24 protein-coding genes and 3 tRNA genes are annotated in these 25,586 nt (G+C 47.3%); 13 read left to right on the forward strand and 14 right to left on the reverse strand.

Going from position 1 to position 25,586, the window contains the following annotated elements; translation table 11 throughout:
* Window positions 1-160: 160 nt before the first annotated feature.
* The 10 genes from NW212_RS13640 to NW212_RS13685 form a co-directional block, all read right to left on the reverse strand.
* A complete protein-coding gene (locus NW212_RS13640) occupies window positions 161-535 on the reverse strand; it encodes a hypothetical protein (RefSeq protein ID WP_258339184.1) in 375 nt (124 codons plus the stop codon).
* Window positions 536-538: 3 nt separating this feature from the next.
* On the reverse strand, window positions 539-1,771 hold the full coding sequence (locus NW212_RS13645) for a site-specific integrase (RefSeq protein ID WP_258339185.1): 1,233 nt from the start codon (window positions 1,769-1,771) through the stop codon (window positions 539-541).
* A gap of 244 nt (window positions 1,772-2,015) precedes the next feature.
* Window positions 2,016-2,088 (reverse strand) — tRNA-Phe (locus NW212_RS13650).
* A gap of 171 nt (window positions 2,089-2,259) precedes the next feature.
* Entirely contained in the window at window positions 2,260-3,297 is a 1,038-nt protein-coding gene (thiL, locus tag NW212_RS13655; RefSeq protein ID WP_258339186.1) for a thiamine-phosphate kinase, read from the reverse strand.
* 6 nt (window positions 3,298-3,303) lie between these two features.
* Complete coding sequence (locus NW212_RS13660; protein ID WP_258339187.1) at window positions 3,304-4,113, reverse strand: purine-nucleoside phosphorylase; 810 nt, start codon at window positions 4,111-4,113, stop codon at window positions 3,304-3,306.
* Entirely contained in the window at window positions 4,070-5,167 is a 1,098-nt protein-coding gene (gene lpxK / locus NW212_RS13665) for a tetraacyldisaccharide 4'-kinase (RefSeq protein ID WP_258339188.1), read from the reverse strand. Before lpxK ends, NW212_RS13660 begins: the two co-directional genes overlap by 44 nt.
* Before the next feature lie 12 nt (window positions 5,168-5,179).
* Window positions 5,180-6,943: a signal peptide peptidase SppA gene (gene sppA / locus NW212_RS13670; protein WP_258339189.1), complete on the reverse strand. Its 1,764-nt coding sequence runs from the start codon at window positions 6,941-6,943 to the stop codon at window positions 5,180-5,182.
* A gap of 11 nt (window positions 6,944-6,954) precedes the next feature.
* Window positions 6,955-7,395 (reverse strand): SufE family protein, encoded by a 441-nt coding sequence (locus NW212_RS13675; protein WP_258339190.1) that lies wholly within the window; start codon window positions 7,393-7,395, stop codon window positions 6,955-6,957.
* Between the two features lie 20 nt (window positions 7,396-7,415).
* Window positions 7,416-8,417 (reverse strand): M28 family peptidase, encoded by a 1,002-nt coding sequence (locus NW212_RS13680; RefSeq protein ID WP_375337999.1) that lies wholly within the window; start codon window positions 8,415-8,417, stop codon window positions 7,416-7,418.
* Window positions 8,418-8,497: 80 nt separating this feature from the next.
* Window positions 8,498-10,267 carry a gamma-glutamyl-gamma-aminobutyrate hydrolase family protein gene (locus NW212_RS13685; RefSeq protein ID WP_258339192.1) on the reverse strand — a complete coding sequence of 590 codons (1,770 nt, stop codon included), beginning with the start codon at window positions 10,265-10,267 and terminating at the stop codon, window positions 8,498-8,500.
* An 80-nt stretch (window positions 10,268-10,347) separates the two neighbouring features.
* Here NW212_RS13685 and NW212_RS13690 point away from each other — a divergent pair, with 80 nt between their 5' ends.
* Window positions 10,348-11,271, forward strand: a complete 924-nt coding sequence (locus NW212_RS13690; protein ID WP_258339193.1) for a phosphate acyltransferase — start codon at window positions 10,348-10,350, stop codon at window positions 11,269-11,271.
* A 6-nt stretch (window positions 11,272-11,277) separates the two neighbouring features.
* Window positions 11,278-12,342, forward strand: coding sequence for a butyrate kinase (gene buk / locus NW212_RS13695; protein ID WP_258339194.1), 1,065 nt, complete (start codon window positions 11,278-11,280; stop codon window positions 12,340-12,342).
* A gap of 366 nt (window positions 12,343-12,708) precedes the next feature.
* Here the strand turns inward: buk and NW212_RS13700 are convergent, their stop codons facing one another.
* Window positions 12,709-13,038, reverse strand: coding sequence for a DUF4491 family protein (locus NW212_RS13700; protein ID WP_258339195.1), 330 nt, complete (start codon window positions 13,036-13,038; stop codon window positions 12,709-12,711).
* Window positions 13,038-13,505: an Lrp/AsnC family transcriptional regulator gene (locus tag NW212_RS13705; protein ID WP_258339196.1), complete on the reverse strand. Its 468-nt coding sequence runs from the start codon at window positions 13,503-13,505 to the stop codon at window positions 13,038-13,040. Before NW212_RS13705 ends, NW212_RS13700 begins: the two co-directional genes overlap by 1 nt.
* Before the next feature lie 304 nt (window positions 13,506-13,809).
* Here NW212_RS13705 and NW212_RS13710 point away from each other — a divergent pair, with 304 nt between their 5' ends.
* From NW212_RS13710 to NW212_RS13720, 3 genes are read left to right on the forward strand one after another with little or no spacing between them, the layout of a single operon-like run.
* On the forward strand, window positions 13,810-14,334 hold the full coding sequence (locus NW212_RS13710) for an NUDIX domain-containing protein (protein ID WP_258339197.1): 525 nt from the start codon (window positions 13,810-13,812) through the stop codon (window positions 14,332-14,334).
* 12 nt (window positions 14,335-14,346) lie between these two features.
* The gene (locus tag NW212_RS13715) at window positions 14,347-17,367 is read left to right on the forward strand and encodes a tetratricopeptide repeat protein (RefSeq protein WP_258339198.1); all 3,021 of its coding nucleotides are present in this window, start codon (window positions 14,347-14,349) and stop codon (window positions 17,365-17,367) included.
* Window positions 17,368-19,038, forward strand: a complete 1,671-nt coding sequence (locus NW212_RS13720) for a TonB-dependent receptor (protein WP_258339199.1) — start codon at window positions 17,368-17,370, stop codon at window positions 19,036-19,038.
* On the opposite strand, the gene ribD is transcribed toward NW212_RS13720, so the two are convergent.
* Window positions 19,022-20,065, reverse strand: a complete 1,044-nt coding sequence (gene ribD / locus NW212_RS13725; protein WP_258339200.1) for a bifunctional diaminohydroxyphosphoribosylaminopyrimidine deaminase/5-amino-6-(5-phosphoribosylamino)uracil reductase RibD — start codon at window positions 20,063-20,065, stop codon at window positions 19,022-19,024. The genes NW212_RS13720 and ribD overlap by 17 nt on opposite strands.
* A 34-nt stretch (window positions 20,066-20,099) precedes the next feature.
* Between ribD and prmC the strand changes: the two genes are divergently transcribed.
* From prmC to NW212_RS13765, 8 genes are all read left to right on the forward strand, one after another.
* Window positions 20,100-20,942 carry a peptide chain release factor N(5)-glutamine methyltransferase gene (gene prmC, locus NW212_RS13730; protein ID WP_258339201.1) on the forward strand — a complete coding sequence of 281 codons (843 nt, stop codon included), beginning with the start codon at window positions 20,100-20,102 and terminating at the stop codon, window positions 20,940-20,942.
* Window positions 20,939-21,418: a regulatory protein RecX gene (locus tag NW212_RS13735; protein ID WP_258339202.1), complete on the forward strand. Its 480-nt coding sequence runs from the start codon at window positions 20,939-20,941 to the stop codon at window positions 21,416-21,418. The genes prmC and NW212_RS13735 overlap by 4 nt, the downstream gene beginning before the upstream one ends.
* Window positions 21,402-22,091, forward strand: a complete 690-nt coding sequence (locus NW212_RS13740; RefSeq protein WP_258339203.1) for a ComF family protein — start codon at window positions 21,402-21,404, stop codon at window positions 22,089-22,091. Before NW212_RS13735 ends, NW212_RS13740 begins: the two co-directional genes overlap by 17 nt.
* Before the next feature lie 206 nt (window positions 22,092-22,297).
* Window positions 22,298-22,933 (forward strand): orotate phosphoribosyltransferase, encoded by a 636-nt coding sequence (pyrE, locus tag NW212_RS13745; protein WP_258339204.1) that lies wholly within the window; start codon window positions 22,298-22,300, stop codon window positions 22,931-22,933.
* A 113-nt stretch (window positions 22,934-23,046) separates the two neighbouring features.
* Complete coding sequence (locus NW212_RS13750) at window positions 23,047-23,475, forward strand: SRPBCC family protein (protein WP_258339205.1); 429 nt, start codon at window positions 23,047-23,049, stop codon at window positions 23,473-23,475.
* A 27-nt stretch (window positions 23,476-23,502) separates the two neighbouring features.
* The gene (argH, locus tag NW212_RS13755; RefSeq protein ID WP_258339206.1) at window positions 23,503-24,843 is read left to right on the forward strand and encodes an argininosuccinate lyase; all 1,341 of its coding nucleotides are present in this window, start codon (window positions 23,503-23,505) and stop codon (window positions 24,841-24,843) included.
* Window positions 24,844-24,995: 152 nt separating this feature from the next.
* Window positions 24,996-25,068, forward strand: a tRNA-Gly gene (locus NW212_RS13760).
* A 14-nt stretch (window positions 25,069-25,082) separates the two neighbouring features.
* A tRNA-Leu gene (locus NW212_RS13765) sits at window positions 25,083-25,168 on the forward strand.
* 164 nt (window positions 25,169-25,332) lie between these two features.
* Here the strand turns inward: NW212_RS13765 and NW212_RS13770 are convergent.
* A complete protein-coding gene (locus NW212_RS13770) occupies window positions 25,333-25,494 on the reverse strand; it encodes an Arm DNA-binding domain-containing protein (RefSeq protein ID WP_375337998.1) in 162 nt (53 codons plus the stop codon).
* Window positions 25,495-25,586: the final 92 nt, after the last annotated feature.

Consider the following 25,586-nt stretch of genomic DNA (forward strand, 5'->3'; position numbering starts at 1 on the left):
AGTTTTTTATATTAAAAAGGTAAGTAATCCTCCATCTTGTATATTTCTTACAGTTGTTAGCGAGTAATATTGAAATCTAAAGTATTTTTATGCTCGTATGTATATTATAATGTAATATATGCAGATAAATAACCGCATGAAATAGCAAAATCAATATTTATCAGCATTTTAGATATGACTTATGATTACCATTCATCATGCAGATAACCATTGACCTTTCAGATTGGAACAGTCTGCTGATTATATACTCACGTAATTGTTGGGCCGGATAAGTATTAATCTGAAAGGCAAGCGCAAATATCATTTCCAGGTTATAGACTACCTGATACCCCTCTTGTAACGAAATACGTTGTCCTGCGGTGAATGGTTGCAATACCCCCAGCTTATATATTCTTCTTTTCGCAGCCCTTAAAGTCGGTGCAACTATATTGAACAAGCCGATAAGTTCGGCTTCGTCCATACGAATCTTATCAGGATGGACAGCAGGAATAACAATCCTGCCGTCCTCCGTTATATGGATAATTTCTCTTTTCATAAGCTATAGGCAATTTGAAAGTACATCCCTTACATTATTCATATCTTTCAGAATGGAACTGTCGAGTACCCTTGCATAGTGCTGCGTCATCTTGATATTGGTGTGACCGAGCATTTTGGCTACATTCTCAATGCTTACCCCATTGGCTAAACAAACAGATGTGGCATACGAGTGACGGGCTGTGTGGGTAGTCAGGTTCTTCTTTATCAGACACAGGTCGGCAATCTCTTTCAGATAGCTGTTCATCTTCTGATTGCAGGGAACAGGCAGCAATACTCCTTTCTTTTTGCAGGCAGGATAATCTGCATATTTTCTCAGGATTTCCAAAGGAATATCCAGCAGCGGAATATTGCACATGTTCTTTGTTTTCTGACGTGGCTTCCTGATCCACAGGTTTCCGTTGTTGTCTCTTACGATATGCTCAGGGGAAAGCTGTTGCACGTCGATGAAAGCCAGACCGGTAAAGGCGGCGAAGATAAAAACATTACGGACTACGGTGATTCGCTCCAGAGGAAATTCCTTGTGGTAGATGGTCAGTAGCTCATCCATAGTAAGAAACTCACGGATTACTTCTTTTTCGTGGAACTTGATACCGATAAACGGATCTTTGGCTATCCATTCATTGGCCAGTGCCAGATTGGTAATTTTCTTCAGACATTTCATATAACGGATAACGGTATTCTGCTGACATTCCTTTTCTGTCTTCAAATAAAATTCAAAGGCACGTACCAGTTCACCGTTGATTTCCGCCAGCGGCAGATCATCCTTTCCGTATTTCTGTCTGATAAGTTCGGCAAGATAGCGCTTGCAGCTTTCATAACGGCGAACGGTAATCAGGGCGTAGTCTTTACCGACCAAGGCACGGCATTGATCATTGTGCTCCTGCATGGTACCGATGAGAGTGCGTACCGCTTCCGGTTCTTTGTCCTGTCCGAAAAATATTTCCTGTAACAGACGTGCCGTTATAGGCTGGTTCTGCTCTTCCAGTTCACAAAAGATCTGATGTAACTTGATTCTCGCATTTTCGATGTAGGCATTCAGATCGCATGATTTGCGGCTTTTGCCTCTGGCGGATTCCTTTGCCTGACTCCAGAGAGACGGGTCAATGCTTTTGCGGATGTTGTTTTCAACTCGCGTACCATCTACAGTGATACGCATACACACGGACGCTTCTCCGTTTTTCAGCAGCTTGGTCTTCTTCAAGAAGAAAAGCACATTGAATGAACTTCTTTTCATTTTTCTTACAGTTTTTAGTTTGGACAAAAGTAGGAAACCGACCACGTTTTCTTGATACGCAAAACATTGCAAATCAGCGAGAAAGACTCTAATTCGGTGGAGATTTTTGCTCCACCTTTTATCTCCACCTTTTGCTCCACCTCGAACGGTAATATTTTGCCGTTTTTTGCGTGCCTGGGGAAAACAAAAAATCCCGATTTCGCTTGGAAATCAGGATTTTACTGTCTTTTGCTTTTCTTCAAAGTGGTGCCACCAGGAATCGAACCGGGGACACAAGGATTTTCAGTCCTTTGCTCTACCAACTGAGCTATGGCACCTTGCTGTCTTATTTGATTGCGCTTGCAAAGGTAGTGCATTTTTTTTAACTGACAAACTTTTAGAAAGGAAAAAATGATTTTTTTGCTTTTACGGCTCTCTTGATATGAAAAACAGCATCCTAATGCAATGGATTCATTGCCTTGGGATGCTGTGATGTGATTTTTTGCGGCTTATTCTTTCAAAGGGTTCCACCCCTGAGCTTTCAACTCCAATTCATTGCCGTCACGAGTGACGAGAGCACAGCCAAGTTCCGGTTTTGTAATGTGGCCGATTATCTTGACATCTTTTAATTCAGAAATCGTTTCATGCGCTGTCAAAGGTACGGTGAACAGCAGCTCGTAGTCTTCTCCGCCATTTAAGGCACAAGTGCTTAGATTCATATTGAACTCTTCGGCCATGACAGCGGTCTGATAATCGATTGGAATTCTTTCTTCATAAATCCGGCAGCCTGTATTGCTTTGTGAACAGATATGCATCAGTTCCGATGAAAGCCCATCTGAAACGTCCATCATGGCAGTGGGCTTGATGCCAGCCTGGGCAAGGTTCTCGATTATATCTTTTCTGGCTTCCGGTTTCAGAATTCGTTCCAACAGATATTCTTTCCCGGCAAAATCCGGCTGAACGTCTTTTTCGCCTTTAAATACGGCTTTTTCTCGTTCAAGCAGCTGAAGCCCCATGTAGGCAGCTCCCAAATCACCAGAAACACAGATCAGATCTGTATCTTGAGCTCCGTTGCGGTATACTATTTGGCCTTTGTCTGCTTCACCGATGCAGGTGATGGAAATTGCCATTCCCGTGACTGATGAAGTTGTGTCGCCTCCTACTATGTCAACGTGGTGTAGTTGGCAGGCCAGTTTTAATCCTTCATAAAAATCCTCGAGATCTTCCACACAGAAACGTTTTGATATGGCCAGCGAAACTGTTATTTGTTTCGGTGTACCGTTCATTGCGTAGATATCCGAGAAGTTTACCATTGCCGCTTTGTATCCCAGATGCTTCAGTGGAGTATATACCAGATCAAAATGAACGCCTTCCATCAGCAGGTCTGTGGTCATCAGCACCTGTTTGTTTGAAAAGTTCATGACTGCAGCATCATCTCCTACACCATAAACCGTTTCCGGGTTCTGAAGTTTGATGCCTTGAGTTAAATGCTTGATCAAGCCGAACTCGCCTAGAGTTGAGATTTCTGTTCTTTGTCCTTCGTGCATGGTCTTTTATGCTCTGTTAATAAGTTCCCTCATAATGGTTGTCATGCGTGGTTGCGCTTCGTCTGCTGCTTTTTGCACCTCTTCATGCGAAACTTCCACAATTTTTCCTTCTACGCCTAAGTCTGTAATAACGGAGATTCCAAAAACCTTGATTCCGCAATGGTTGGCAACGATAACTTCCGGAACGGTTGACATTCCCACCGCATCTCCGCCGAGGATATGGTACATCTTATATTCTGCAGGCGTTTCAAAGGTTGGGCCTTGTGTGCCGATATATACTCCCTGCTGTACCTTTATGCCTTTTTCTTTGGCGATTTCCAATGCGTGGTTAATGATTTCTTTTGAATAAGCTTCGCTCATATCCGGGAAGCGAGGACCGTATTCGATATTCTTGCCGCGTAGCGGATGCTCCGGGAAAAAGTTGATGTGGTCGGTGATAATCATCAAATCTCCGATTTCAAAATCGGGATTCATGCCTCCGGCTGCATTGGAAACGAATAAGGTTTTGATGCCAAGTTCGCGCATGACACGTACCGGAAAGGTTACTTCCTGCATTGAGTAGCCTTCGTAAAAGTGAAAACGTCCTTGCATGGCCATTATATCCTTGTTTCCCAGTTTTCCGAAGATGAGTTTTCCCTTGTGTCCTTCTACGGTTGACACAGGGAAGTTGGGTATGTCCGAATAATTGATTTCGTATGCATCAGTTATTTCCTGTACCAGACTGCCCAGCCCGGTTCCCAGAATGATTGCTGTTTCCGGTTGAGTGTGCATTTTAGCTTTGATGAATGCTGCTGTTTCTTGAATTTTTTCTAACATACTCGATTATTTTTTGGTTAAATATAGTTTCTTGTTTATTTATAAATTCCACTTCTATAGGAAGTGTGTAGATCGATTCTTTAAGCACGTTGCTCAATTGGTGCATTCTTAGCCGTGCCGCGTCTTTCTCTGTCGTAACAATTAGCCTTCTGTCTGCCGTCAGTTGCCCGAACATTCTTTCCAACTTTTGCAAATCTTGCCTGTTGAATGCGTGATGGTCGGGAAACGCCAGCAGGCGAACCTTGTCGCAATGTGTCCTCAATGTTTTTGCCAGACCATCGGGTGAAGCAATGCCTGTCAGCAAAAGAATCTCTTCCTGTTTCTTCAGGCTGTCGAGTGAACGTTCGGCGGCATTGGCGAACAGAGGCTGTAGTTTGCCGTATTTCATGGTTGTAAACAAAACTTCCTGTCCGGAATGAGGCTGAAGTTTCCTTTTTATACTTTCTTGTTCCGTGTCAGACAATCCGGCGGGGCACTTTGTTACGATGATGATATCTGCGCGTTTTTTACCGTTCCGTGTTTCCCTCAGCCTTCCTGCCGGCAATAGCTGGTCCTCGTAAATCGGGCGGTTGTAGTCGGTCAGCAAAACCGATAGTCCGGGGGTTACATAACGGTGCTGGAAAGCGTCGTCAAGCAGAATCACTTCAGTTGCCGGGCATTTCTCTTGTATCAAATTGATGCCCTCGCAGCGGTCTGCATCTACGGCTACTGTAATGTCTGGAAATTTGCGTGCCATCTGGAACGGCTCATCTCCGATTTCGGCAGCCGTGCTTGATGAGGAAGCAAGCACAAAACCCTTTGTTTCCCGTTTATATCCCCGACTTAATGCCGCTACTTTGAACTCCTTTTTCAGCAGACGGATCAGATACTCCGTGTGAGGAGTTTTTCCCGTTCCTCCTACCGTCAGATTTCCAATGCATATCAGCGGGAACGGGAAGGAGCGGGAGCGCAGCATTCCCCAATCGAAAAGTTTGTTGCGGATGCTTGCTCCGATTCCGTATAGCATACTGACAGGCCATAGCCCCCAATATATTTTGGGCTTGTTCTTGCGCATGGATTCCTGGTTTTATCGGATGTGCAGTTCAAACGGCATGCGAGCTTGCAGACGGTCTGCTTTGTTGATGTTTTTGAGCAATAGCAGTTCGTTGTAGAATTCGCCGCAAGCCTGCTTCAGCTGACTCTTGATGTAGCGTCCTTTGCCCGTACTGATCAGACTGGTAAAGAAATCTTCCTTTTCCGGATAGCAGATCAGGTTGTATTCGTCCGTGCCGCTGAGCTCTTTGGCCAGAGATATTGCCGTGTCCAGTCCTCCCAGTTGGTCCACCAGATTCAGCTCTTTTGCCATAGATCCTGTCCAGACGCGTCCTTCTGCAATGCTTTTGATGGAATCGACAGACATGCCTCGTCCGTCTGCGCAGCGTTTGGTAAAGAGTTCGTATCCGTTATTTACCATGTGCTGGATCAGTGCGCCTTCTTCTTCGTTCAGCGGGCGTCCCATACTGCCAAGGTCGGAAAGTTTATTGGTCTTCACCCCGTCGATGCGGAGCCCCAGTTTATCAGTCATCAGTTGTGAGATGTCCGGAACCAGTCCGAAAATACCGATGGAGCCGGTCAACGTCGTAGGTTCGGCTACAATTTTTGTTGCGGCGCAAGAGATATAATAACCTCCGGAGGCTGCATAATCGCCCATTGATACGACTACCGGTTTTTCAGCTTTCAGCAGTGAAACTTCGCGCCAGATCTGTTCCGATCCGTATGCGCTTCCACCCGGAGAATTCACGCGGAGCACTACAGCTTTTACATGTTCGTCTTTCCGCAGGTCACGCAAGTCCTTGCATACCTTCTCAGAATTGATGCCTTCATCGTAGGAGCTGCCATTGTCGATGTCGCCAGTTGCATAATATACAGCGATAATGTTTCCGCTTTTGTTTTTCGGCTTTTTGGACGAAACGTTGATCATGTCTTCCAGCGTCAAAGTGCGCAGTTCATCATCTTCTTCTGTTTCTGTCAATGATTTCAGGTAGGCCAGCACCTCATCCTTGTACATCAGCGTATCGGCCAGTCCGTTCTCTATGTATGTCTGTGCCGGTTGGAAATCCATATTTCTGTCCGCCAGTGCGTTCAGTGAGTCTTTGCTTACATTGCGTGATTCTGCGACATCCTCCAGCATCTCGTTCCATATTGAATGAATGAAAGCTTGTGTCTGCTTGCGGTTGGCCGGGCTCATCTCCGTACCGATATAGGGTTCTACAGCCGACTTGTAAGTTCCGACACGGAAAACCTGCATTTTTACGCCTATTTTGTCCAGCAGATCTTTGTAGAACATACTTTCGGCAGCCAGACCATGCCATGACAGACTTCCGGCCGGGTTGACAATAACCTTATCGGCGACGCTCGCCAGATAATACCCCCCCTGTGTGTAAGCATCGCTGTATGCAATCAGAAATTTTCCGCTTTTCTTGAAATCAGCCAGAGCATTCCGTATCTCTTGCAGGGAGGCGCTGGAACACACCAATGCTCCGCTATTCAGGTATATTCCCTTGATATGTTTGTCTTTTTCGGCCTTGCGTATGGAAGCCAGAATGTCGTCCAGTCCCATAGTCATAGACATGTTGTCGTCCAGAAACTGGTCGATAGGGCTTGGTTGGTAACGTTCGTCAACCACCCCCTGCAAGTCGAGCGTAAAGACAGACTTGTCCTTCACTACGGTTTCTGTGGCAGATGTTGCCAGCAGCCCTGCCATTGTTGTGATTCCCAGAATGGCGAAAATGAATCCGCAAATGAATATGCCCGCAATCGTGGCTAATGTACTTCGGAGAAATTCTTTCATACGGTGTTGTTTTAGTTTGTTTCTTGTTCTTGCGCTTTTGCCTTAAACGCAAGCGCATACATACGCATCTGTTTCACCATGGCCAGCAGTCCGTTGCTGCGTGTCGGTGAGAGGTGCTCTTTCAGACCGATTTTTTCAATGAAATACAGGTCTGCATCCAGAATTTCGTCTGGCGTATGCCCTGATATCACTTTTATGAGCAGCGCGATGATTCCTTTTACGATCAGCGCATCGCTTTCTGCCTGAAAGATGACTTTCCCGTCTACGAGATCAGCCTGAAGCCATACCCTGCTCTGACATCCGTCAATCAGATTCTGGTCGGTTTTATATTTGGGATCGAGGGCTTCCTGCTCATTTCCCAAGTCAATGAGCAGCTGGTATTTGTCCATCCAATCCTCAAAGTCGCTGAATTCCTCTATTACTTCATTCTGAAGTTCATTGATCGTTTTCATTGTCGTTCGTTTTATGTTGATTATTTTTCATTGTAGATTACTCCCATTACGGTCTGTCCTACAGCCTGGAGTGTTGCTTTGTCAATATGTTCGATCGTATCGTCTGTTGTATGCCATGTCGGATTGAACCCCGTATCGCCCTGCACGTCATAATGAATGATGTCAACGCATGGGATTTGGCGGAACTGGTTGACGTAGACGTGATCGTCTGTCACCTCTCCTCCTTCCTGTTTGATGAAGTATCGTCCGTATCCCAGTTGTTCGGCCATCTTCCAGATTTTCTTCATTGGGCTGTTGGCCGTACGTGCCGAGAAACGTTCGTAATAGAAAGTGGCGTCTTTGGCTCCTACCATGTCAAGCAGAATGCCGAAGCGTGCCTTGTAGTCGCTGACATGGGGGATGCGTCCCCAGTATTGTGCGCCAAGGCACCATGTGTCGGATTTGTAAGTCCCTTGGTAGAACTCGGGAATTCCGTAGTCTTCCGCATCGAAGAAAGCGATGTCGATGCCTATTGCCGGAGCTTTCATCTGGATTTGCCGTGCGATTTCCAGCAAGACTCCTACGCCGCTTGCTCCGTCGTTGGCTCCGTCGATAGGCGTCTGGTGGAATTTTTCTTCATCTTGGTCAGCATAGGGGCGGCTGTCCCAGTGTGCGCAGAGCAGCACCCGCTTCTTCATTTCCGGCTTGTATGAACCGATGATGTTGCGTGCTTTCAGGATGGTGCCGTCATAAGCCATCAGGTCGGCGTATTGACTGTATACTTTTGCGCCGAACTTTTCCAGTTGTCCGGCCAGATAGTTTCCGCAATTCTTGTGTGCGGCAGAGTTCGGTACGCGCGGCCCGAAGCTGACCTGTGCAGCGATATATGAATAAGCGCTGTCTGCATTGAATGCGGGAGCCGGAACAATCGTTTGGGAGGCAGCCTCTTCTGTCTGGCTGCTGTTTTTCTTGCTGCTTCCGCAAGAAATCAGCGCGCTTCCCGAAAGAAAAGCCAATGTTACCAATAGGTTTTTATATGAAATCATATCTTTTTGTCTTATCGGTGTAAAGTTATAATTTATTTGTATATGGATTTGTTTTTTGCCTGATTTTTCTTTCCCTTTTATCTTCCAGCCTGCTTCTGCACTTCTTCCATAATCCGGAGAAAATTGCCTCCCCATATTTTCTGAATATCTTGTTCGCTGTAGCGTTCGAACAGCAGGCGGCGGGTGAAATTGATAAGTTCTGAAGAGTCGTTGCATCCGATGATTCCCCCGTCGCCGTCGAAGTCGCTGCCTATTCCTACATGGTCTATGCCCATGATATTGACCGCATGATGGAGGTGTTCGACGGCATCGCAGATGGTAGCTTCTCGGGAGGAGTGTAAAAAGCCGCTGTAGAGGCATATTTGCACGGTTCCTCCTTTCCGTGCAATGGCTTTCAGCTGCTCATCTGTCAGGTTGCGCGGATGATTGCATAAGCTTCGGCATGAAGAATGAGAGCATACCGGAGGCAGCGGACTGATTTCCAGTGTTTCATAGAAAGTGCGTTCACCTGCGTGCGACAGATCGACGACCATGCCCACGCGGTTCATTTCTTTGATTACCTGCTCGCCGAATTCACTGACTCCCAGATTCTCGTCGTTGTAGCGTGCCGATCCGCAGATGTCATTGTTTCCGTTATGGCATAGCGTCATGTATACGACTCCCCGCTTGCGGAAGCGTTCCACATTGTTCAAATCTTTTCCGATGGCATAGCCGTTTTCGATGCCGAGCATAATGGCCTTTTTCCCGTCACGCTTCAATCGGAACAGGTCCGCTGGGGTATAAGCGATGTCTACTGCCGTACAGTTCATCGCCGCCATTCTTTCAATCTCGTCCAAAAGCTGGTCGGCTTTGGCTGTCGCTGCCAGCAGAGCTTCTTCCGTGCGTTCTTTCTGAGGCAGATAAGCTACCATGATGGTTGCGTCCTGCCGTCCTTCGGTCATCTTGTGGAGGTCGACTTTGATTTGGGGATCGCGGGCGGCGAAATTGATGTTCCGGTCAAAGAACATCGGCGTGTCGCAATGCGTGTCAAGTGTAAGCAGCCGTTTGTGGATTCGTTTGGCTTCACGAAACGATTTCGCTTCCTTTATCAGCCAGCCGAAAAGAGGCATCATGTACTTGTCATGATTCAGCAGAAAGCATTCCGGATGCCATTGTACGCCTAGCATGGATTTGTATTCTGTGCTTTCGATAGCTTCGATCACTCCGTCGGGAGCCGTTGCTGAAACGCGAAAGCCGGGTGCCGGCGATTTGACGGCCTGATGATGGAATGAGTTGACCGGGAGCTTTTCCGTTCGCATGATTCGGTGCAGCAGGCTGTCTGCCGCGATGTCTACCGTATGTGAGGCAAATGCGCGGTCCATATCCTGGCTGTGCTTGAGCAGTGTGCCGTCCGTTTCGCTATAGATGTCCTGATAGAGCGATCCGCCCAATGCGGCATTCATTATCTGTATGCCGCGGCAGATGCCCAGTATGGGGATTTGGCGGTTGGCCGCCAGCCGGACAAGCATCAGTTCTTGCTTGTCGCGGTAAGGGTTTATGCTGTGAAGACCCGGTTTCGGCTCCTCATCCAGAAAGAGGGGATTGATGTCGCCGCCTCCTGAAAGAAGGATGCCGTCCAGACTGTCGAGCATGTTGAGAAGCAGTTGCATGTCTTCATAAGGAGGGATGATGAGAGGGACTCCTCCGGCTTGAACGACCGACTGATAGTATCCGGGAGCCAAGGTGAGGTTGCCGTCGCTGAAGTTTCCGGTAATTCCGATGAGCGGCGCTCCTTTTTTGTGGTTGGGAAAACGGCTATGCAGGTTGCTGTATTCTGAGCTGATGTCGAAAGATAAAGTTGTTGCCATACGTTAAATGTTTCTGCTATTCGGACAAATATAGGGATTTATCCGAATAAATTTTGCATATTTGTTTAAAATCTGATGATATGGATATGATTCAAACGCTTTCTCAGTTGGTAAATTGCCTGCGCTCCAGAGGAATAAGGCGTAAAGTAGCGGTTGTCTGCCCGAACGATCCCCATACGGAGTATGTGATCATACGCAGTTTGAGGGAAGAGATAGCCGAATATCTTCTGGTGACAGACTCTGCCCATCTCGATGTGGCCTGGCATCTTTGGTCGGCTTCTCCCGATTTTATCCGGATTTATGAGGTCGCCACTCCTGATGATGCCGCTGCCCTGGCAGTACAGTTGGTACGGACAGGTGAGGCAGATATTTTGATGAAAGGGCTTATCAATACAGACAATCTGTTGCGCGCGGTGCTGAAGAAAGGAGTCGGCCTGTTGCCGGAAGGGGGTGTTCTGAGTCATGTGGCAGTAGCTCAGGTGCCGCTTTATCATAAGCTGCTTTTCTTTTCGGATGCAGCTGTCATCCCTCGTCCGACGCTTGAACAGTTCCGTGCCATGATCATGAATGACATTTCTGTCTGCCGTAAGTTCGGCAATGACGAACCGCGTGTGGCATTGATCCATTGCACGGAAAAGATCAACGAGAAGTTTCCGCATACATTGAGTTATGCGGCTTTGAAACAGGAGGCCGCTGAAGGAAAATTCGGCAGAATGTTTATAGACGGTCCGATGGATGCCAAGACCGCATGCGACAAGCATAGCGGTGACATCAAAGGGCTTTCGTCGCCGGTGGTCGGGAATGCCGATATCTTGATTTTTCCGAACATTGAGTCAGGAAACACATTCTATAAGACTTTGTCGCTGTTCGGCGATGCGAATATGGCGGGAATGCTGACCGGAACGATTGCTCCGGTGGTTGTTCCTTCGCGGAGCGATTCGGGGAACTCCAAATACTACAGTCTGGCGTTGGCGTGTCTGGCGGGAAATCAACAAGATCAATAGTCATATATGAGAATATTAGTAATCAATCCCGGTTCAACTTCAACCAAGTTGGCCGTATATGACGAAAGCGGTCCTTTATGGAAGGACAGCCTGAGCCATCCGTCTAAGGAACTGGCTGCGTTTCGTCATATCAATGAGCAGTATGATTACCGGTGCAGCCACGTGAGGGACACATTGGCGCGTGCGGGTATCCGCCTGGAGTTTGACGCAGTGGTGGCGCGGGGCGGTTTGCTGAAACCGACGCCGGGCGGAGTGTACCGCATAAACGAGCGCATTAAACACGATTTGTGGAATGCGGATATGGAACACGCTTCGAATCTGGCGGCTTGGATTGCCGATGAGATTGCCGGAGAAGCGGGCTGCCCGTCGTTTATCGCCGATCCTGTGGTGACAGACGAACTTTGCGCTCTTGCCCGTCTGACCGGCATTCCGGAGATTCCGCGTATCTCCATATTCCATGCTTTGAACAGTCGGGCGGTTTCCAGAAACTATGCGTCACGGATCGGGAAAAAGTATGAAGAACTGAATCTGGTGGTGGCTCATCTGGGAGGAGGGATTTCAGTCAGTGCGCATCATCACGGAAAGGTCATTGATGTGAACAACGCCCTGAATGGAGAAGGTCCTTTCAGTCCTGAACGTGCGGGAACTGTTCCGGCACGCCAGCTTGTGGATCTCTGTTTCAGCGGAAAATATACCTATAAGGAGATCAGGAAAATGCTGAACGGCAAAGGAGGTCTGATCGCTCATTTGGGAACAACCGATGTGCCGACCATTGTCCGCTGGGCGCACGCAGGCGCGAAAAACCACAAGCTGGTGCTCGATTCCATGCTTTATGCGGTGGCCAAACAGATCGGCGCGATGTATGTGGCGCTTCACGGTCAGACTGATGCCATCATCCTGACCGGCGGAATCGCTTTCAGCGACTATTGTGTGGAAGGAATACGTGAATGGATCGAAGGGCTGGCTCCAATAGTTGTCATTCCCGGTGAAGATGAGATGGGAGCACTGGCCATGAATGCAATAGGAGCGTTGAGAGGAGAACTCCCGCTGCAGGAATATTGTCCGGCCTGATTTTAAAGCATAATCCGTAACGGCAGACGCTGCGGTTCGTTTGCCAAGAAGAATGGAATGTCAGCTAAAAGCAGGCGATTGTCCGTGATATTCTGTATCTCTGGCTTAGAGATGTCTATCTCCAGCCTGGAGATACATATCTTCAGATTGAAGATGTATATCTTTAGGCTGGAGATAGACTTTCTTAAGGGGCTGGCTGAATTCTTTCCAGAGAAGAAGGCACTTTTCATCGGTGAGAAACGTTTCCTTTCTGCAGAGGAAGGCGGCATTTTGCTGCCGCTTGCCTTGAAAAGGACTCGCTTTGAGATTCCGTCCGGTTGAAGTTTAAGGGCGGGCGAGGCTTTCGTTTCCGCACGCCGTATCTTTTCAATCCTTTGTCTTTGCTCCGTATTCGTCCCTTCTTTTGGGATTCATAGGGAACCAGCCTTTAAGTACCCGTTCGCGCTGTTCGAATATCTCTTTGATGCTCCAGAACGAAGAGAAGGAAAATACTCCAAGCAGAGAGGAGATCAGAATGTCGTTCGTGAGCAGCGACAGGGCGATTCCCGCTATGCCCAGAAGCAAGAATATCCACCAGCATCGGGTTCCCCAGTAATATTCGGCCTTGATGACGATCGGGTGAAACATCCCGATGATGAGGAAAGTGCATATTCCGATAATGATTCCGTCAAAATGCAGCGCTTTTATCCACTCCATCATTCAACTTCTTTGCGGATAGGAATCTCTTTCTTGATGCTTTGTTCCAAAGAGATAAGCGTTTCTGTAGCGGTAACTCCCGGGATTTCCTGAATCTTCGAGTTCAACAAGTCCATCAGGTGCTCGTTGTCGGTTGAATAGAGTTTGGTCAACATGGTGTATGGACCAGTGGTGAAGTGGCATTCAACAATTTCAGGTATTTTTTTCAGTTCAGCCACTACGCTCTTGTACATGGAGCCTTTTTCGAGCTTGATTCCTACATAAGTGCAAGTGCTGTATCCCAGACTTTTGGGGTTTACATGATATCCTGAGCCGATAATTACACCCAGATCAATCAGCCTTTGCACACGCTGATGTATGGCAGCACGTGACACTCCGCATTCTGCGGCTACGTCTTTGAACGGAATTCTGGCATTCTGTGAAATGATTTCCAGAATCTGCCTGTCAAGTTTATCAATCTTTTCCATATTTCAAATGGTTCTGGTTTTTATCATATTGTAAGCAAATGTAGAAAAAGTTTTTTATTTATCTGCTATTTTGACAGAAATAAATATTATTTGGGCGGAAAATTTGTTTCAGATATGCGATTTGACGGATTGGCGGATGCCGGAAGGAATTTCTTTTCCGGCTCTGTCTTCCGGGACGGAACAGCTGTTTCCGGAGTTCCGCAAAACCTTGTTTCTTCCAGAAAGGGAATAAAATAAAGAAAAGGTAGCATCTGTTGTTCTTATTCATTATATTTGTGGAGTTTTAAAGATAAATACAGAAACCATGCATCCGTTAGATTTGTTCAAGTATTGTCCGAAATGCGGCTCGAAGCATTTTGAAATACACAACGCGAAATCAAAGAAGTGTGCCGATTGCGGCTTTGTATATTATTTCAATCCAAGTGCGGCAACCGTAGCCTTTATCTTGAACCACAAGAATGAACTGTTGGTGTGCCGCAGAGGAAAAGAGCCGGCCAAGGGCACGCTTGACCTCTCGGGCGGTTTTATCGACATGTTCGAAACGGGCGAAGAAGGAGTGAGCCGCGAGGTGAAAGAGGAAACCGGGCTGACTGTAACGGAGGCGAAGTATCTGTTTTCTTTGCCGAACACGTATCTGTATTCCGGATTCCTTGTGCATACGCTCGACCAGTTCTTCCTCTGTAAGGTGGCCGATGACAGCCTGATCGAGGCGAACGATGACGTGGCGGATTCTTTCTGGATGCCGCTTGACAAGGTGAATCCGGAGGATTTCGGACTGGATTCGGTGCGTGAAGGAGTGACCCGCTTTTTGGAAGAACATAGAAAATAACAACGGAAAGAGATGAAACGAAAAATCAAAGGATATAAATGGGCGGCCGGACTGCTTTGCGCTTTGCCGGTGGCTGCTTTTTCACAGCAGACTGAGCCATTGACGGGAGCGGAACGTCTGTTCAACGACGGGAAACGACTGTTTCTCCGTCACGATTATGCAGCGGCCCGACAGACTCTCTCGCAGTATGTGAGCGAGGCGGAAACGGCTGACTTCCGCGATGAGGCCGACTATATGCTGGCATGCACAGCCTACGAACTGGGTATACCCGACCGCATTGACGTGCTGAAGACTTATCTTTCGGCGCATCCTGAAACACGTTATGCCAATCGCGTCTATTCGTTGATTGCGTCGGCTTATTTCTTTGAGGGGGAGTATCGTGAGGCCATTGCCGTATTCCGCCAATGTGAGGTGGAGGCTTTGCCCGCGGAGGAACGCGACGCATGTCTGCTGAGAAGGGCAACGTCTTTTCTGAAAACGGAAGACTGGACGGCGGCGGCTTTCGACTTCAGTGTGCTGAAGGAGGTGAGTGCAGACTATCGGGATGATGCTGTGTATAATCTTGCCTATATCGACTATATGCGCGGCAAGTATAAGCCGGCGCTTGAGGGTTTTCTCCGTGTCGGGCAAAACGGAAGCTATGCGGAGCTTGCACCTTACTACATAGCGGACATCTACCTGAAAACAGGTGATTATGTCCGGGCGAAAAAAACGGCTGAGGCTTATTTAGACCGCAATGCAGCCCAGAAGTATGCCGTGCAGATGGCGCGTATTGCCGGAGAATCCGCTTTCGGAATGGAAGATTATGCGTCGGCTGTGCGTTGGCTGGACGGCTATTGCCGGCAGACTTCTTCTCCCGAACGGAATGCTTTGTATAAACTGGGCATGAGTCATTTCAAGACGGGAGTCTATTCAAAGGCTGTCGAATGCCTGGGAAAGGTTACAGGCAAGGAAGATCTGATGGCGCAGAATGCGTATCTGCATATCGGTCTGGCCGGACTTCAGTTGAAAGAGCGGAATCAGACCCGTATGGCGTTTGAGCGCGCTTCGTCGATGAATTTTGATCCGGCTGTCCGTGAACAGGCGTTATATAATTATGCCTTGTGCATCCATGAAACATCGTATTCGCCTTTTGCCGAATCGGTCACCGTGTTCGAGCGTTTCTTGAACGAATATCCTAACTCTCCTTATGCAGAGAAGGTGGACAATTATCTGGTTGAGGTGTATATGAATACCCGAAGCTATGAAGCGGCCTTGCGCTCCATTGACAAGATATCCAGTCCGGGGCCGCGCATTCTTGAGGCCAAGCAGAAATTGCTGTTCCGGATGGGGACCCAGCAGTTTGCGCAGGCTGATTTTGAAGGTGCGGCAAACTATTTCACCCGCTCGCTCCAGCAGGGGCAGTATAACCAGCAGACAAAGGCAGATGCCTATTATTGGAGAGGCGAATCGGAATACCGTATGGGGCAGTATGCCTCTGCCGCCAATGATTTCCGGCTCTATATGGAGTTTGCTCTTGACAAACGGACTGCTGAATACGGGCTGGCTTTATACAACATGGGATATGTCTATTTTAAACAGAAGCTGTATGACAAGGCAAGGATATGGTTCCAGCGTTGCGTCGACGGCGGACTGCTGGAGAACCGTTCGGTGCTGGCCGACTCGTATAACCGTATCGGAGATTGCTATTTCTATAACCGTCTTTTTGCGGAAGCGGAAAAGCAATACGGTCAGGCTGTGAAGATGGATGCTTCGTTGGGTGACTACTCTTTGTTTCAAGAAGGCTTTGTAAAGGGGTTGCAGCGTGACTACTCTGGTAAGATCCAGACGCTGAACCGTTTGATTACCGATTATCCCCAATCGCAGTATATGGATGATGCACTGTATGAACAAGGACGTGCTTTCGTGCAGATGGACGACACTGAAAATGCCATCAGACGCTATAAAGAGCTGCTCGGGCATTATCCCGAAAGTGCCTTGTCGCGCAAGGCTGCTAACGAGATCGGTTTGCTGTATTATCAGAATGACCGCTATGACGAGGCTATTGCTGCTTATAAAAAGGTTATTTCTGATTATCCGGGGAGCGAAGAGGCCCGTCTGGCACAGCGTGACCTGCGGGCAATCTATGTAGACTTGAACAAAGTCGACGATTATCTGGCTTTTGCTTCTGCTTTGCCCGGAGGGGGCTCGTTTGACGTCAGCGAACGTGATTCGCTCACTTATGTGGCTGCCGAGCGTGTTTATTTGCGTGGGAACGTAGCCGAGGCTAAAGCAAGTTTTGTGCGCTATCTGCAGTCTTTCCCGCAGGGTGCGTTCAGTACGGACGCTTCTTATTATTTGGGGCTGATCGCTTATCAGCACAAGGATTATCGGGAAGCGCTGACTTATCTGGAGCAAGTGCTGAAATATTCCGGAAGCAAGTATTATGGTGAGGCACTGGCCATGAGTGCGGCGATAGCATACGAAGACAAAGACTATTCGAAGGCTTTGGGGCTTTACAAGCTATTGGCCGACCGTTCGGCATCAGAGGAAGAGCGAGTTCAGGCACAGCTTGGAGCACTCAGAAGCAGCAGCGCACTGAAAGACACTAAAGAAATCATCTCTGCGGCTTCTGCTTTGCTGGCCCACAGCAAACTGTTGCCGGAAATCAAGAATGAAGCGTTGTACTGCCGCGCGAAGGCATTTGTGCGGGAAGGGAGAACGGGTGAAGGAATAGCCGACTTGAAAGTCTTGTCTGCTGATACACGCAACGTATACGGTGCAGAGGCGAAGTATCTGGTAGCGCAGCTGTATTTTAATGAAGGAAAGACAGGCGAAGCTGAAAAGGAAGTGCTGGATTATATTGAAGTCAGCACGCCTCATGCTTACTGGCTGGCAAGAAGCTTTGTGCTGTTGTCGGATGTGTATATGAAACTGGGCAAGGACATGGAAGCCAAACAGTATCTTTTGTCATTGCAGCAGAACTATCAGGCGAATGATGACATCGCGCAGATGATTGAAACCCGATTGGCCAAACTTAAAAGTGTAGAGTAAATGATGGAACGTGTTAAAATATTATTTGTTTGCGGCGGACTGTTGGCTGCACAGGGTGTTGTTGCCCAGAAGCAGGCGGTTAGCGATTCGGTATTGAACCGTACGGTGGTGGTGGAAAACCAATATAACCCGGAGGTGATGGATGCCTTCAAGATCAATGTGCTGCCGAATATGGAGGAGCCTGCGGTGGCAAAACAGGAAATTGACTATGCGACGGCACCGCATCTGCTTCAGCGATGGAATTCGGATCCGATGGCGCCGATGTTGCCTGAATTTGTGCAGGGAAAGGCACCGCGCGGATATGTGCGCGCGGCATACGGCAATTTGGGCAATATTGATTTGAAAGGAAGTTATCTGTGGAATATATCGGACAAAGACCAACTGGGAGTGATGGCGTCCATGTATGGCCGGAACGGGAATTTGTCGCGGACAGGAGCTTTGGACGACTGGAATTCGCGTTTCTATAAGACGGACACTTCGCTGGATTACCGGCATGATTTCCGGAATGTGTCATTGAAAATGGGCGGTGCGTTTGCTTCTCAGGTCTTCAATTATATGCCTTCGGAAGAAACCTTGCCGGGTAATGCGGAGGCAACGGACCGCCAGCATTTCATGATCGGTGAAGGTTACATAGGGCTTGCTTCGCACGGCAAGGAATTGCCGGTAGAGTTTGCCGTTCAGACCGGTTTCAGAAGCTTCGACCGGAAATACGATGCTCTTGCAATGGGAAGCGGATCTGAAAAAATCATTCACACGCTGGGTTATATGGCTGGTGCCATCAATCCGGAGCAGCAGGTCGGTATCGGGTTTTGCATGGACAATGTCATGTACGACGCTTCGTTGTTTATGAAGGACTATACCCTGTTGCAGATAAATCCTTATTATGCTTTGAAGAATGACAGGCTGGCTCTGAGGATTGGAGCGCATGTCGATTGGCAGACAGCCAATGGCAGCGGAGTGAAATGGGCGCCGGATGTAATGCTGGATTATACCTTCGCTTCTTCCTATACACTGTTCCTGCATCTGACCGGCGGCACGGAGTTGAATGATTTCCGCCGCTTGAACCATGTATCTCCGTATTGGATGCAGTATGGACAGCTCTTGACATCTTACACTCCTTTGGACGTGCGTTTAGGCTTGAAGGCTTCGCCGTTGGCGGGTTTTGGCTTTAAACTGCAGGGGGGGTACCGGATCACAGAAAATGATTTGTTTGTGCTGCCCGGATTGGAAGATGGTTCGCCGTTTGGGTATGCTGGGCTGGCGCAGGAAAAGGCAAAAGTAGCTTATGCGGGAATGTCGTTCTCTTATGCATATTTGGACTGGATCGATTTTACATTGTCCGGAAACTATTATGCATGGGATGTCCCCGAAGAGATGGACGGTCTTCTTCTGCTGAAACCGCAGTTCGATTTAGATTTTGCAGCACGAGGGAAAGTCGTGGATAACCTGCATGTCACCCTTGATTATCATTACGAAGGTAGGAATGAGGTTGCCGGCGTAAAAAAGGCGGATGCGGTCAACAATTTGTGTGTCGGTGCGGAATATGAACTGTTCAAGCGGATGAATGTGTTCGTCCGCCTGAATAACTTGTTGGACAAGAATTATCTTACTGCATACGGATATCCGCAGCAAGGATTCTATTTTATGGCAGGACTCAGTTGCCGTTTCTGACGTAATGCTGTATTGTTGAGCTGCCGCGGGAAAAGAATACTGAGGCATGCCCGGATGAAACACGGGGGGACTCAACTCCTTCGTACAGTTTTGTCCGGGCATGTTCGATGTAAATCTCGTCCCATAGTTCTGCATCGATAAAAGACTGTAGCAGCATGCTCCCTCCTTCTACGAGCAATGTCTGTATTTTCCGGTTGTAAAGTTCGGTGAGAATTTGCGGGATGATGTCTTGCCCGAAGTCGATTCTGATAAAAGTGAGGTTGGTTTCTTCCGCCCGCTCTTTTTCTGTGAAGACCAGCGTATGGACTGTCTTGTCAAACAGATGGAGCGTTTCGGGGAGATTCAGCTTGCGGTCGATGACAACCCGTATGGGATTGTTGCCGTGCCAGTTGCGTACTGTGAGCGACGGATTGTCTAACAGTGCCGTGCGCCTTCCCACAAGGATTGCCTTGTTTTCCGCCCGCAGTTTGTGGACGTATATGGAAGTGAGGGGCGTTGACAGGATTGCCGGTTTTCCGTTATCGCGAATGGCATCAATGAATCCGTCGGCTGATTCAGCCCATTTTAAGGTGATGTAAGGGCGTTTTTGGGTGTTGAAAGTGATAAAGCGGCGGATCAGGTTCTTGCATTCCTTTTCCAATACGCCGACTTTCACGTCAATTCCTGCATCTTTCAGCTTTTGGATGCCTCGTCCGGATACAAGCGAGAACGGATCGATGCAGCCGACAACAACCCTTGGAATTCCTTTACTGATAATCAGGTCGGCGCATGGAGGCGTCTTGCCGTAGTGGGAGCAAGGTTCCAGGCTGACATAGATTGTAGAATCTTTTAGCAGGCTTTCGTCTTTGACAGAGGCGATGGCATTGACTTCCGCATGGCTTTCTCCGCAACGTATATGGTAGCCTTCCCCAATGATACGGTCGTTATGGACAATGACCGCCCCTACAGTCGGATTCGGAGCGGCATTGCAGAATCCGTTTCCGGCAAGTTGTATGCACCTGTGCATATATTTTTCATCGTTTGTCATATTCCTTCAGTTTTTATGTTTACTTTTGCATGCTATGCATCCCATATATTTACATATTAAAGAAACATTAATGCCTTATTATCCGGCTGAAGAAGCTTCAGCCATGGCGAAATGGATACTTGCGGACGTTTTCCATTTTTCTGCCATTGAGCTTTATACAGGCAAAGATACGCAAATTCCTCAGAAGGACAGAGAGAAGCTGGAAGATATTCTGAATCGTCTGGTGAAATATGAACCGTTGCAGTACATATTGGGCGAATGTCAGTTTGGAGGACTTGTATTTCGTGTTGCTCCGGGAGTTTTGATTCCACGTCCGGAAACCGAAGAGCTGGTTGACTGGATTTGTGCTGACTGGACGGGGAGTAAAGGTTGCCGTGTGTTGGATATAGGCACAGGGAGCGGATGCATAGCAATAACGTTAGGCAAGCGTTTGGCAGATGCTGCGGTAACTTCATGGGACGTTTCAGAACTGGCACTGCAGATTGCATCGTCGAATGCCCGGCACAATGGTGTGACGGTTGCTTTTGACAGGGTGGATGTGCTTGCAGATGGGATTCCGGAAATACATGTCGATGTCTTGGTCAGCAACCCTCCTTATGTAACTGAAAAGGAACGTGAGGGAATGGAACGGAATGTGCTTGATTGGGAACCTGAACAGGCTTTGTTTGTTCCGGACGACGACCCTTTGCTTTTTTATCGGAAAATAGCGCGGCAGGGGATGTTTATCCTCAACAAAGGCGGATGCCTTTATTTTGAAATAAATCGTGCATACGGAAAGGAAACGTTTGACCTGCTTGTTCGTTTGGGTTATCAGAATGTGGAACTCAGGAAAGATTCGTTTGGAAATAACCGTATGATAAAGGCTGTAAAACCATGAAAGAATATACAGAAAAAGAGTTGGCGCTGAAAGCTGAGGCTTATTGCGTGGCGGCAGAGCGCTGCCCTTCGGATGTAGAGGAGAAACTGAAGAGATGGGGGGCGGACGAGGATATGGCTGCACGCATTGTGGAACATTTATGCAAAGAAAGGTTTCTGGATGGAACCCGCTATTGCCGTTTCTTTGTGCGCGATAAATATCGCTTTGACCAATGGGGGCGGATGAAGATTGTGCAGGCGTTGCGTATGAAAAGATTGTCCTCCGGGGAGATTGAGTCGGGGCTTGCCGAAATTGATGCGGAGGAATACAGGAATATTCTGAGGAATTTGTTGGAGAAGAAGGCGAAGACCGTTAAGGCTGTGTCTGATTATGATCGTAACCGGAAGTTGATACGGTTTGCTGTCGGACGTGGGTTTACGATGGATGAAATCATGCAGCAAATCAAACAGCGTGTTTCGGATGAGTATCTGGACTGACTTCAGGGAGTTGTTTTTCCCTCGTCTTTGCCTGGTCTGTGGGAAAAAGCTTTGCCTTTCGGAAGACTTGATTTGTTTTTCCTGTTTGTCGTCGTTGCCTTATACAAGGGATCTGGGTGTTCCCGGGAATGAGATGGAAATGCTTTTCTGGGGGCGTTTCCCGATCGAAAGAGCTTTTGCCCTTTATTATTATGCTCATGGAGGAAGTGTGTCGCGGATTCTTGCTTCAATGAAATATCTAGGAAGAAAGGACGTGTGCTTTAAAATGGGCATGTTGTTGGCCGGCAGGCTGTTGGATGTGGGATTTTTCGATAAGGCAGACTTCCTGGTTCCTGTGCCGCTCCATCCGAAACGTTATCATAAAAGAGGGTATAATCAAAGTGAATGGTTGGCAAAAGGCATTGGGGAAGTGGCCGGCAAACCGGTGCTGGCAGATGCTTTGTGCCGTTTGAGAAACAATCGCACCCAAACCCGCAAGTCGGCTTTTGAACGCTGGATAAATACGGAGAATCTGTTTGCATTGGCACCGGGCAGCAATCTGCTCAAGGGTAAGCATGTGGTACTTGTAGATGATGTGCTGACTACAGGGGCAACGATTGAGGCATGTGCAGATGTGCTTTCGGAAATCGAGGGCATACGGATCAGTGTCGTGACGCTGGCCTGGACGAAATGACGGGAGATTTTGAATGCCGCAGACATTGTTCCGGTTGTTCTTTTACGGCATCTGTCAGATTGCAGTTTCGTCTGTGTTTGTGTGTTGATAAAACGTATAAATTCCAGGGTAATCCGTTCATTTTTAATAAAAATAAAGCAGTTAAATTTTCTTTTCCCGATGTATTTCCATATTTTTGCGAAAAATTTATCAGATAAATTGGAGTTATGAAAGCTTTGGAAAGATTATTCGCAGAAAAATTGCTGAAGGTGAAGGCTGTAAAAATCCAGCCTGCTAATCCGTTTACGTGGGCTTCCGGATGGAAATCACCTATTTATTGTGACAACCGCAAAACATTGTCATATCCCGCACTGCGTAATTTTGTAAAGTTGGAGATTTGCCGTATTATTCTTGAGAAGTTCGGCAATGTTGATGCTATTGCCGGTGTTGCAACAGGAGCTATTGCTCAGGGGGCACTGGTTGCGGAAGAACTGAATCTTCCTTTTGTTTATGTCCGTTCCAGCCCTAAGGATCATGGATTGGAAAATCTGATTGAAGGAGAGCTTCGTCCGGGCATGAAAGTGGTTGTTATAGAAGACCTGGTATCTACCGGAGGAAGCAGTCTGAAGGCTGTGGATGCTATCCGTCGCGACGGTTGTGAAGTGATTGGAATGATCGCTTCGTTTACATATGGCTTTGACGTGTCAGTTGAAGCGTTCAAGAATGCAAAAGTGGAACTGGTTACATTGACCAACTACAATGCGGTATTGGATGCGGCATTGAAGACTGACTATATTGATGAAGAAGACATTCCTGTACTGCAGGCGTGGAGAAAAGATCCTTCCCATTGGACAGGTAAGTAATCGTAAGTTGAATCGCTTCGGAAATGTGAAATAAGTGTCATCTTGAGTAGGGTGTTCAGCTTTACTTGGGATGACAATTTTTTTATTTTATGGACTGGTATTTTATTTAAAATATGGCTGTACAATTTGAAAGTAGCGTGAAGCATATTCCTTATAGTCAGGAACGGGTATATAATAAATTGTCGGATCTGAATAATTTGAACTCGGTGCATGACCGTTTGGATGAGATTAAGGAAAAGTCGGGAGGGAAACTGGAGGACATGAGCTTCGACCAGGACTCCATTACGATAAAGGTTCAAGGCATTGCTTTGTCCTTGCGGATCATTGAGCGTGAGCCGATGAAATGCATCAAGTTTGAAGGTGACAAGACGCCGGTCCCGTTGAACCTCTGGATTCAGATTCTGCCCGTTTCAGACAGCGAGGCAAAGATTAAAGTGACCATTCGCGCTGAGGTGAACATGTTCATGAAAGCGATGGTGTCCAAACCTTTGCAGGACGGTGTGGAAAAACTGGCTGATATGTTGGCCGTGCTGCCTTATTGATTTGTATGTTTGCATAAAAAAGATATTATGGCTCAGAAACTTTGGGAGAAAAATGTTCAGGTGAATGCCGAGATTGACCGGTTTACCGTGGGACGTGATCGGGAAATGGATCTTTATTTGGCTAAATACGATGTGCTGGGTTCGATGGCTCATATTACGATGCTTGAAAGCATCGGCCTACTGCAACCTGATGAACTGAAGGTTTTGCTGGAGGGGCTGAAAAAGATTTATGTATCTGCCGAACGCGGCGAATTTGTAATAGAGGATGGAGTGGAAGATGTTCATTCTCAGGTTGAGTTGATGCTGACTCGTGATTTGGGGGATGTGGGGAAGAAGATTCATAGCGGACGTTCCCGAAATGATCAGGTGCTGGTTGATCTCAAACTGTTTACGCGGGCACGCTTAAAGGATATAGCAGAATCTGTTGAGCGTCTGTTTCGTGTCTTGATTGCACAGAGCAACCGTTATAAAGGCGTGCTTATGCCGGGATATACACATCTGCAGATAGCCATGCCGTCTTCATTTGGGTTGTGGTTCGGTGCTTATGCGGAGAGCCTGGTAGATGACATGACATTCTTGCAGGCAGCATACAGGATGTGCAACCGGAATCCGTTGGGGTCTGCAGCCGGATACGGCTCTTCGTTTCCTTTGAATCGGGAGATGACGACACGGTTGCTTGGCTTTGACTCCATGAACTATAATGTGGTTTATGCGCAGATGGGACGCGGAAAGATGGAGCGCAACGTGTTGTTTGCTTTGGCCTCTATTGCTGGTACGGTGTCGAAGATGGCATATGATGCCTGTCTGTTCAGTTGCCAGAACTTCGGATTTGTCAAGCTTCCGGATGAGTGCACGACCGGTTCGAGCATCATGCCTCACAAGAAGAATCCTGATGTCTTTGAGCTGACACGTGCAAAATGCAATAAGATCCAATCGTTGCCTCAGCAGGTGATGATGATAATCAATAATCTTCCTTCGGGGTATTTTCGTGACTATCAGATTATAAAGGAAATATTTCTTCCTGCTTTTGATGAACTGGAGGATTGTCTTCAGATGTCGACCTATATTATGGACAAGATAAAGATTAATGAACATATCCTTGATGATGACAAATATCTTTATATGTTCAGTGTAGAAGAAGTGAATCGTCTGGCGGCCGATGGGATGCCGTTCCGTGACGCTTACAAGAAGGTGGGGCTGGACATAGAGGCTGGCAGATTTACGCATGGCAAGGAAGTGCATCACACGCATGAAGGGAGCATTGGCAACTTGTGCAATGACCGGATAGAAGAATTGATGGAAAAAGCTCTGAGCGGTTTTAACTTCAAGACCGTAGAAGATGCGGAGAAGGCACTTCTGGGGCGATGACAATGAAAAACTGTGGATTTGCTTGGGCAGTATCTTTCCTTTTATTGGTTAAAGAAGAGAAAATCCTGCGGCAAAATTCAGGCAGGCCTTGAAAGAAAACGGGTGAAATGTTTGGAAGGTAGCCTAAAAGTCCCTACATTTGCATCCGTTATGCGGAAATAGCTCAGTTGGTAGAGCACAACCTTGCCAAGGTTGGGGTCGCGAGTTCGAGTCTCGTTTTCCGCTCTTTTTGACAGGCTGCTCGAATGGTGGAATCGGTAGACACGAGGGACTTAAAATCCCTTGGCCAGTAATGGCTGTGCGGGTTCAAGTCCCGCTTCGAGTACGACTCAAATCGCTAATTATCATATGTTTAGATAGTTAGCGATTTTCTTTTATGTTTTTTGGCGTGTTTTTGGCGTGATATTTATTCGATAGTGGTTTCTTGGTAAGAAAAGAGGCTGCTCGCCACACTTGGAAAGCAACCTCTTATTGCGTTTTAAAATACCGTTATGGCATTTCGGAATAAAGATACAATTTCTTTGTGATTCTACATATGCCAAGACTGACATATTTCCGTTTTCTGTCTTTTGTCACTCTCAACATTAGAGGTGATTCATTGTTGCTAAGTAACTTAGACTTGTAACAAACTGCTTTTACTGTAATTCTCACGGTTTACACGCTGGTTTACACAGATTGCGTATATTGTGGCTAAAACAATGGGTAAAAACAATTATTGCTGTCCGATAAACTCGATTAAATAT

It is taken from the genome of Bacteroides sp. ET225 (assembly GCF_024733745.1).
GTDB classification, from domain to species: Bacteria; Bacteroidota; Bacteroidia; order Bacteroidales; family Bacteroidaceae; genus Phocaeicola; species Phocaeicola excrementipullorum.

Excerpts from the sequence above, each read along its gene's own strand:
- NW212_RS13735 (WP_258339202.1), top strand. The coding sequence starts at position 20,939 with ATGAAAGAATATACAGAAAAAGAGTTGGCGCTGAAAGCTGAGGCTTAT.
- argH (WP_258339206.1), top strand. The coding sequence starts at position 23,503 with ATGGCTCAGAAACTTTGGGAGAAAAATGTTCAGGTGAATGCCGAGATT.
- NW212_RS13715 (WP_258339198.1), top strand. The coding sequence starts at position 14,347 with ATGAAACGAAAAATCAAAGGATATAAATGGGCGGCCGGACTGCTTTGC.
- NW212_RS13645 (WP_258339185.1), bottom strand. The coding sequence starts at position 1,771 with ATGAAAAGAAGTTCATTCAATGTGCTTTTCTTCTTGAAGAAGACCAAG.
- sppA (WP_258339189.1), bottom strand. The coding sequence starts at position 6,943 with ATGAAAGAATTTCTCCGAAGTACATTAGCCACGATTGCGGGCATATTC.
- NW212_RS13720 (WP_258339199.1), top strand. The coding sequence starts at position 17,368 with ATGATGGAACGTGTTAAAATATTATTTGTTTGCGGCGGACTGTTGGCT.
- thiL (WP_258339186.1), bottom strand. The coding sequence starts at position 3,297 with ATGCACGAAGGACAAAGAACAGAAATCTCAACTCTAGGCGAGTTCGGC.
- NW212_RS13700 (WP_258339195.1), bottom strand. The coding sequence starts at position 13,038 with ATGGAGTGGATAAAAGCGCTGCATTTTGACGGAATCATTATCGGAATA.
- lpxK (WP_258339188.1), bottom strand. The coding sequence starts at position 5,167 with ATGCGCAAGAACAAGCCCAAAATATATTGGGGGCTATGGCCTGTCAGT.
- NW212_RS13705 (WP_258339196.1), bottom strand. The coding sequence starts at position 13,505 with ATGGAAAAGATTGATAAACTTGACAGGCAGATTCTGGAAATCATTTCA.
- NW212_RS13740 (WP_258339203.1), top strand. The coding sequence starts at position 21,402 with ATGAGTATCTGGACTGACTTCAGGGAGTTGTTTTTCCCTCGTCTTTGC.
- NW212_RS13685 (WP_258339192.1), bottom strand. The coding sequence starts at position 10,267 with ATGGCAACAACTTTATCTTTCGACATCAGCTCAGAATACAGCAACCTG.
- NW212_RS13675 (WP_258339190.1), bottom strand. The coding sequence starts at position 7,395 with ATGAAAACGATCAATGAACTTCAGAATGAAGTAATAGAGGAATTCAGC.
- NW212_RS13750 (WP_258339205.1), top strand. The coding sequence starts at position 23,047 with ATGGCTGTACAATTTGAAAGTAGCGTGAAGCATATTCCTTATAGTCAG.
- NW212_RS13710 (WP_258339197.1), top strand. The coding sequence starts at position 13,810 with ATGCATCCGTTAGATTTGTTCAAGTATTGTCCGAAATGCGGCTCGAAG.
- buk (WP_258339194.1), top strand. The coding sequence starts at position 11,278 with ATGAGAATATTAGTAATCAATCCCGGTTCAACTTCAACCAAGTTGGCC.
- prmC (WP_258339201.1), top strand. The coding sequence starts at position 20,100 with ATGCATCCCATATATTTACATATTAAAGAAACATTAATGCCTTATTAT.
- NW212_RS13690 (WP_258339193.1), top strand. The coding sequence starts at position 10,348 with ATGGATATGATTCAAACGCTTTCTCAGTTGGTAAATTGCCTGCGCTCC.
- NW212_RS13640 (WP_258339184.1), bottom strand. The coding sequence starts at position 535 with ATGAAAAGAGAAATTATCCATATAACGGAGGACGGCAGGATTGTTATT.
- pyrE (WP_258339204.1), top strand. The coding sequence starts at position 22,298 with ATGAAAGCTTTGGAAAGATTATTCGCAGAAAAATTGCTGAAGGTGAAG.
- ribD (WP_258339200.1), bottom strand. The coding sequence starts at position 20,065 with ATGACAAACGATGAAAAATATATGCACAGGTGCATACAACTTGCCGGA.
- NW212_RS13660 (WP_258339187.1), bottom strand. The coding sequence starts at position 4,113 with ATGTTAGAAAAAATTCAAGAAACAGCAGCATTCATCAAAGCTAAAATG.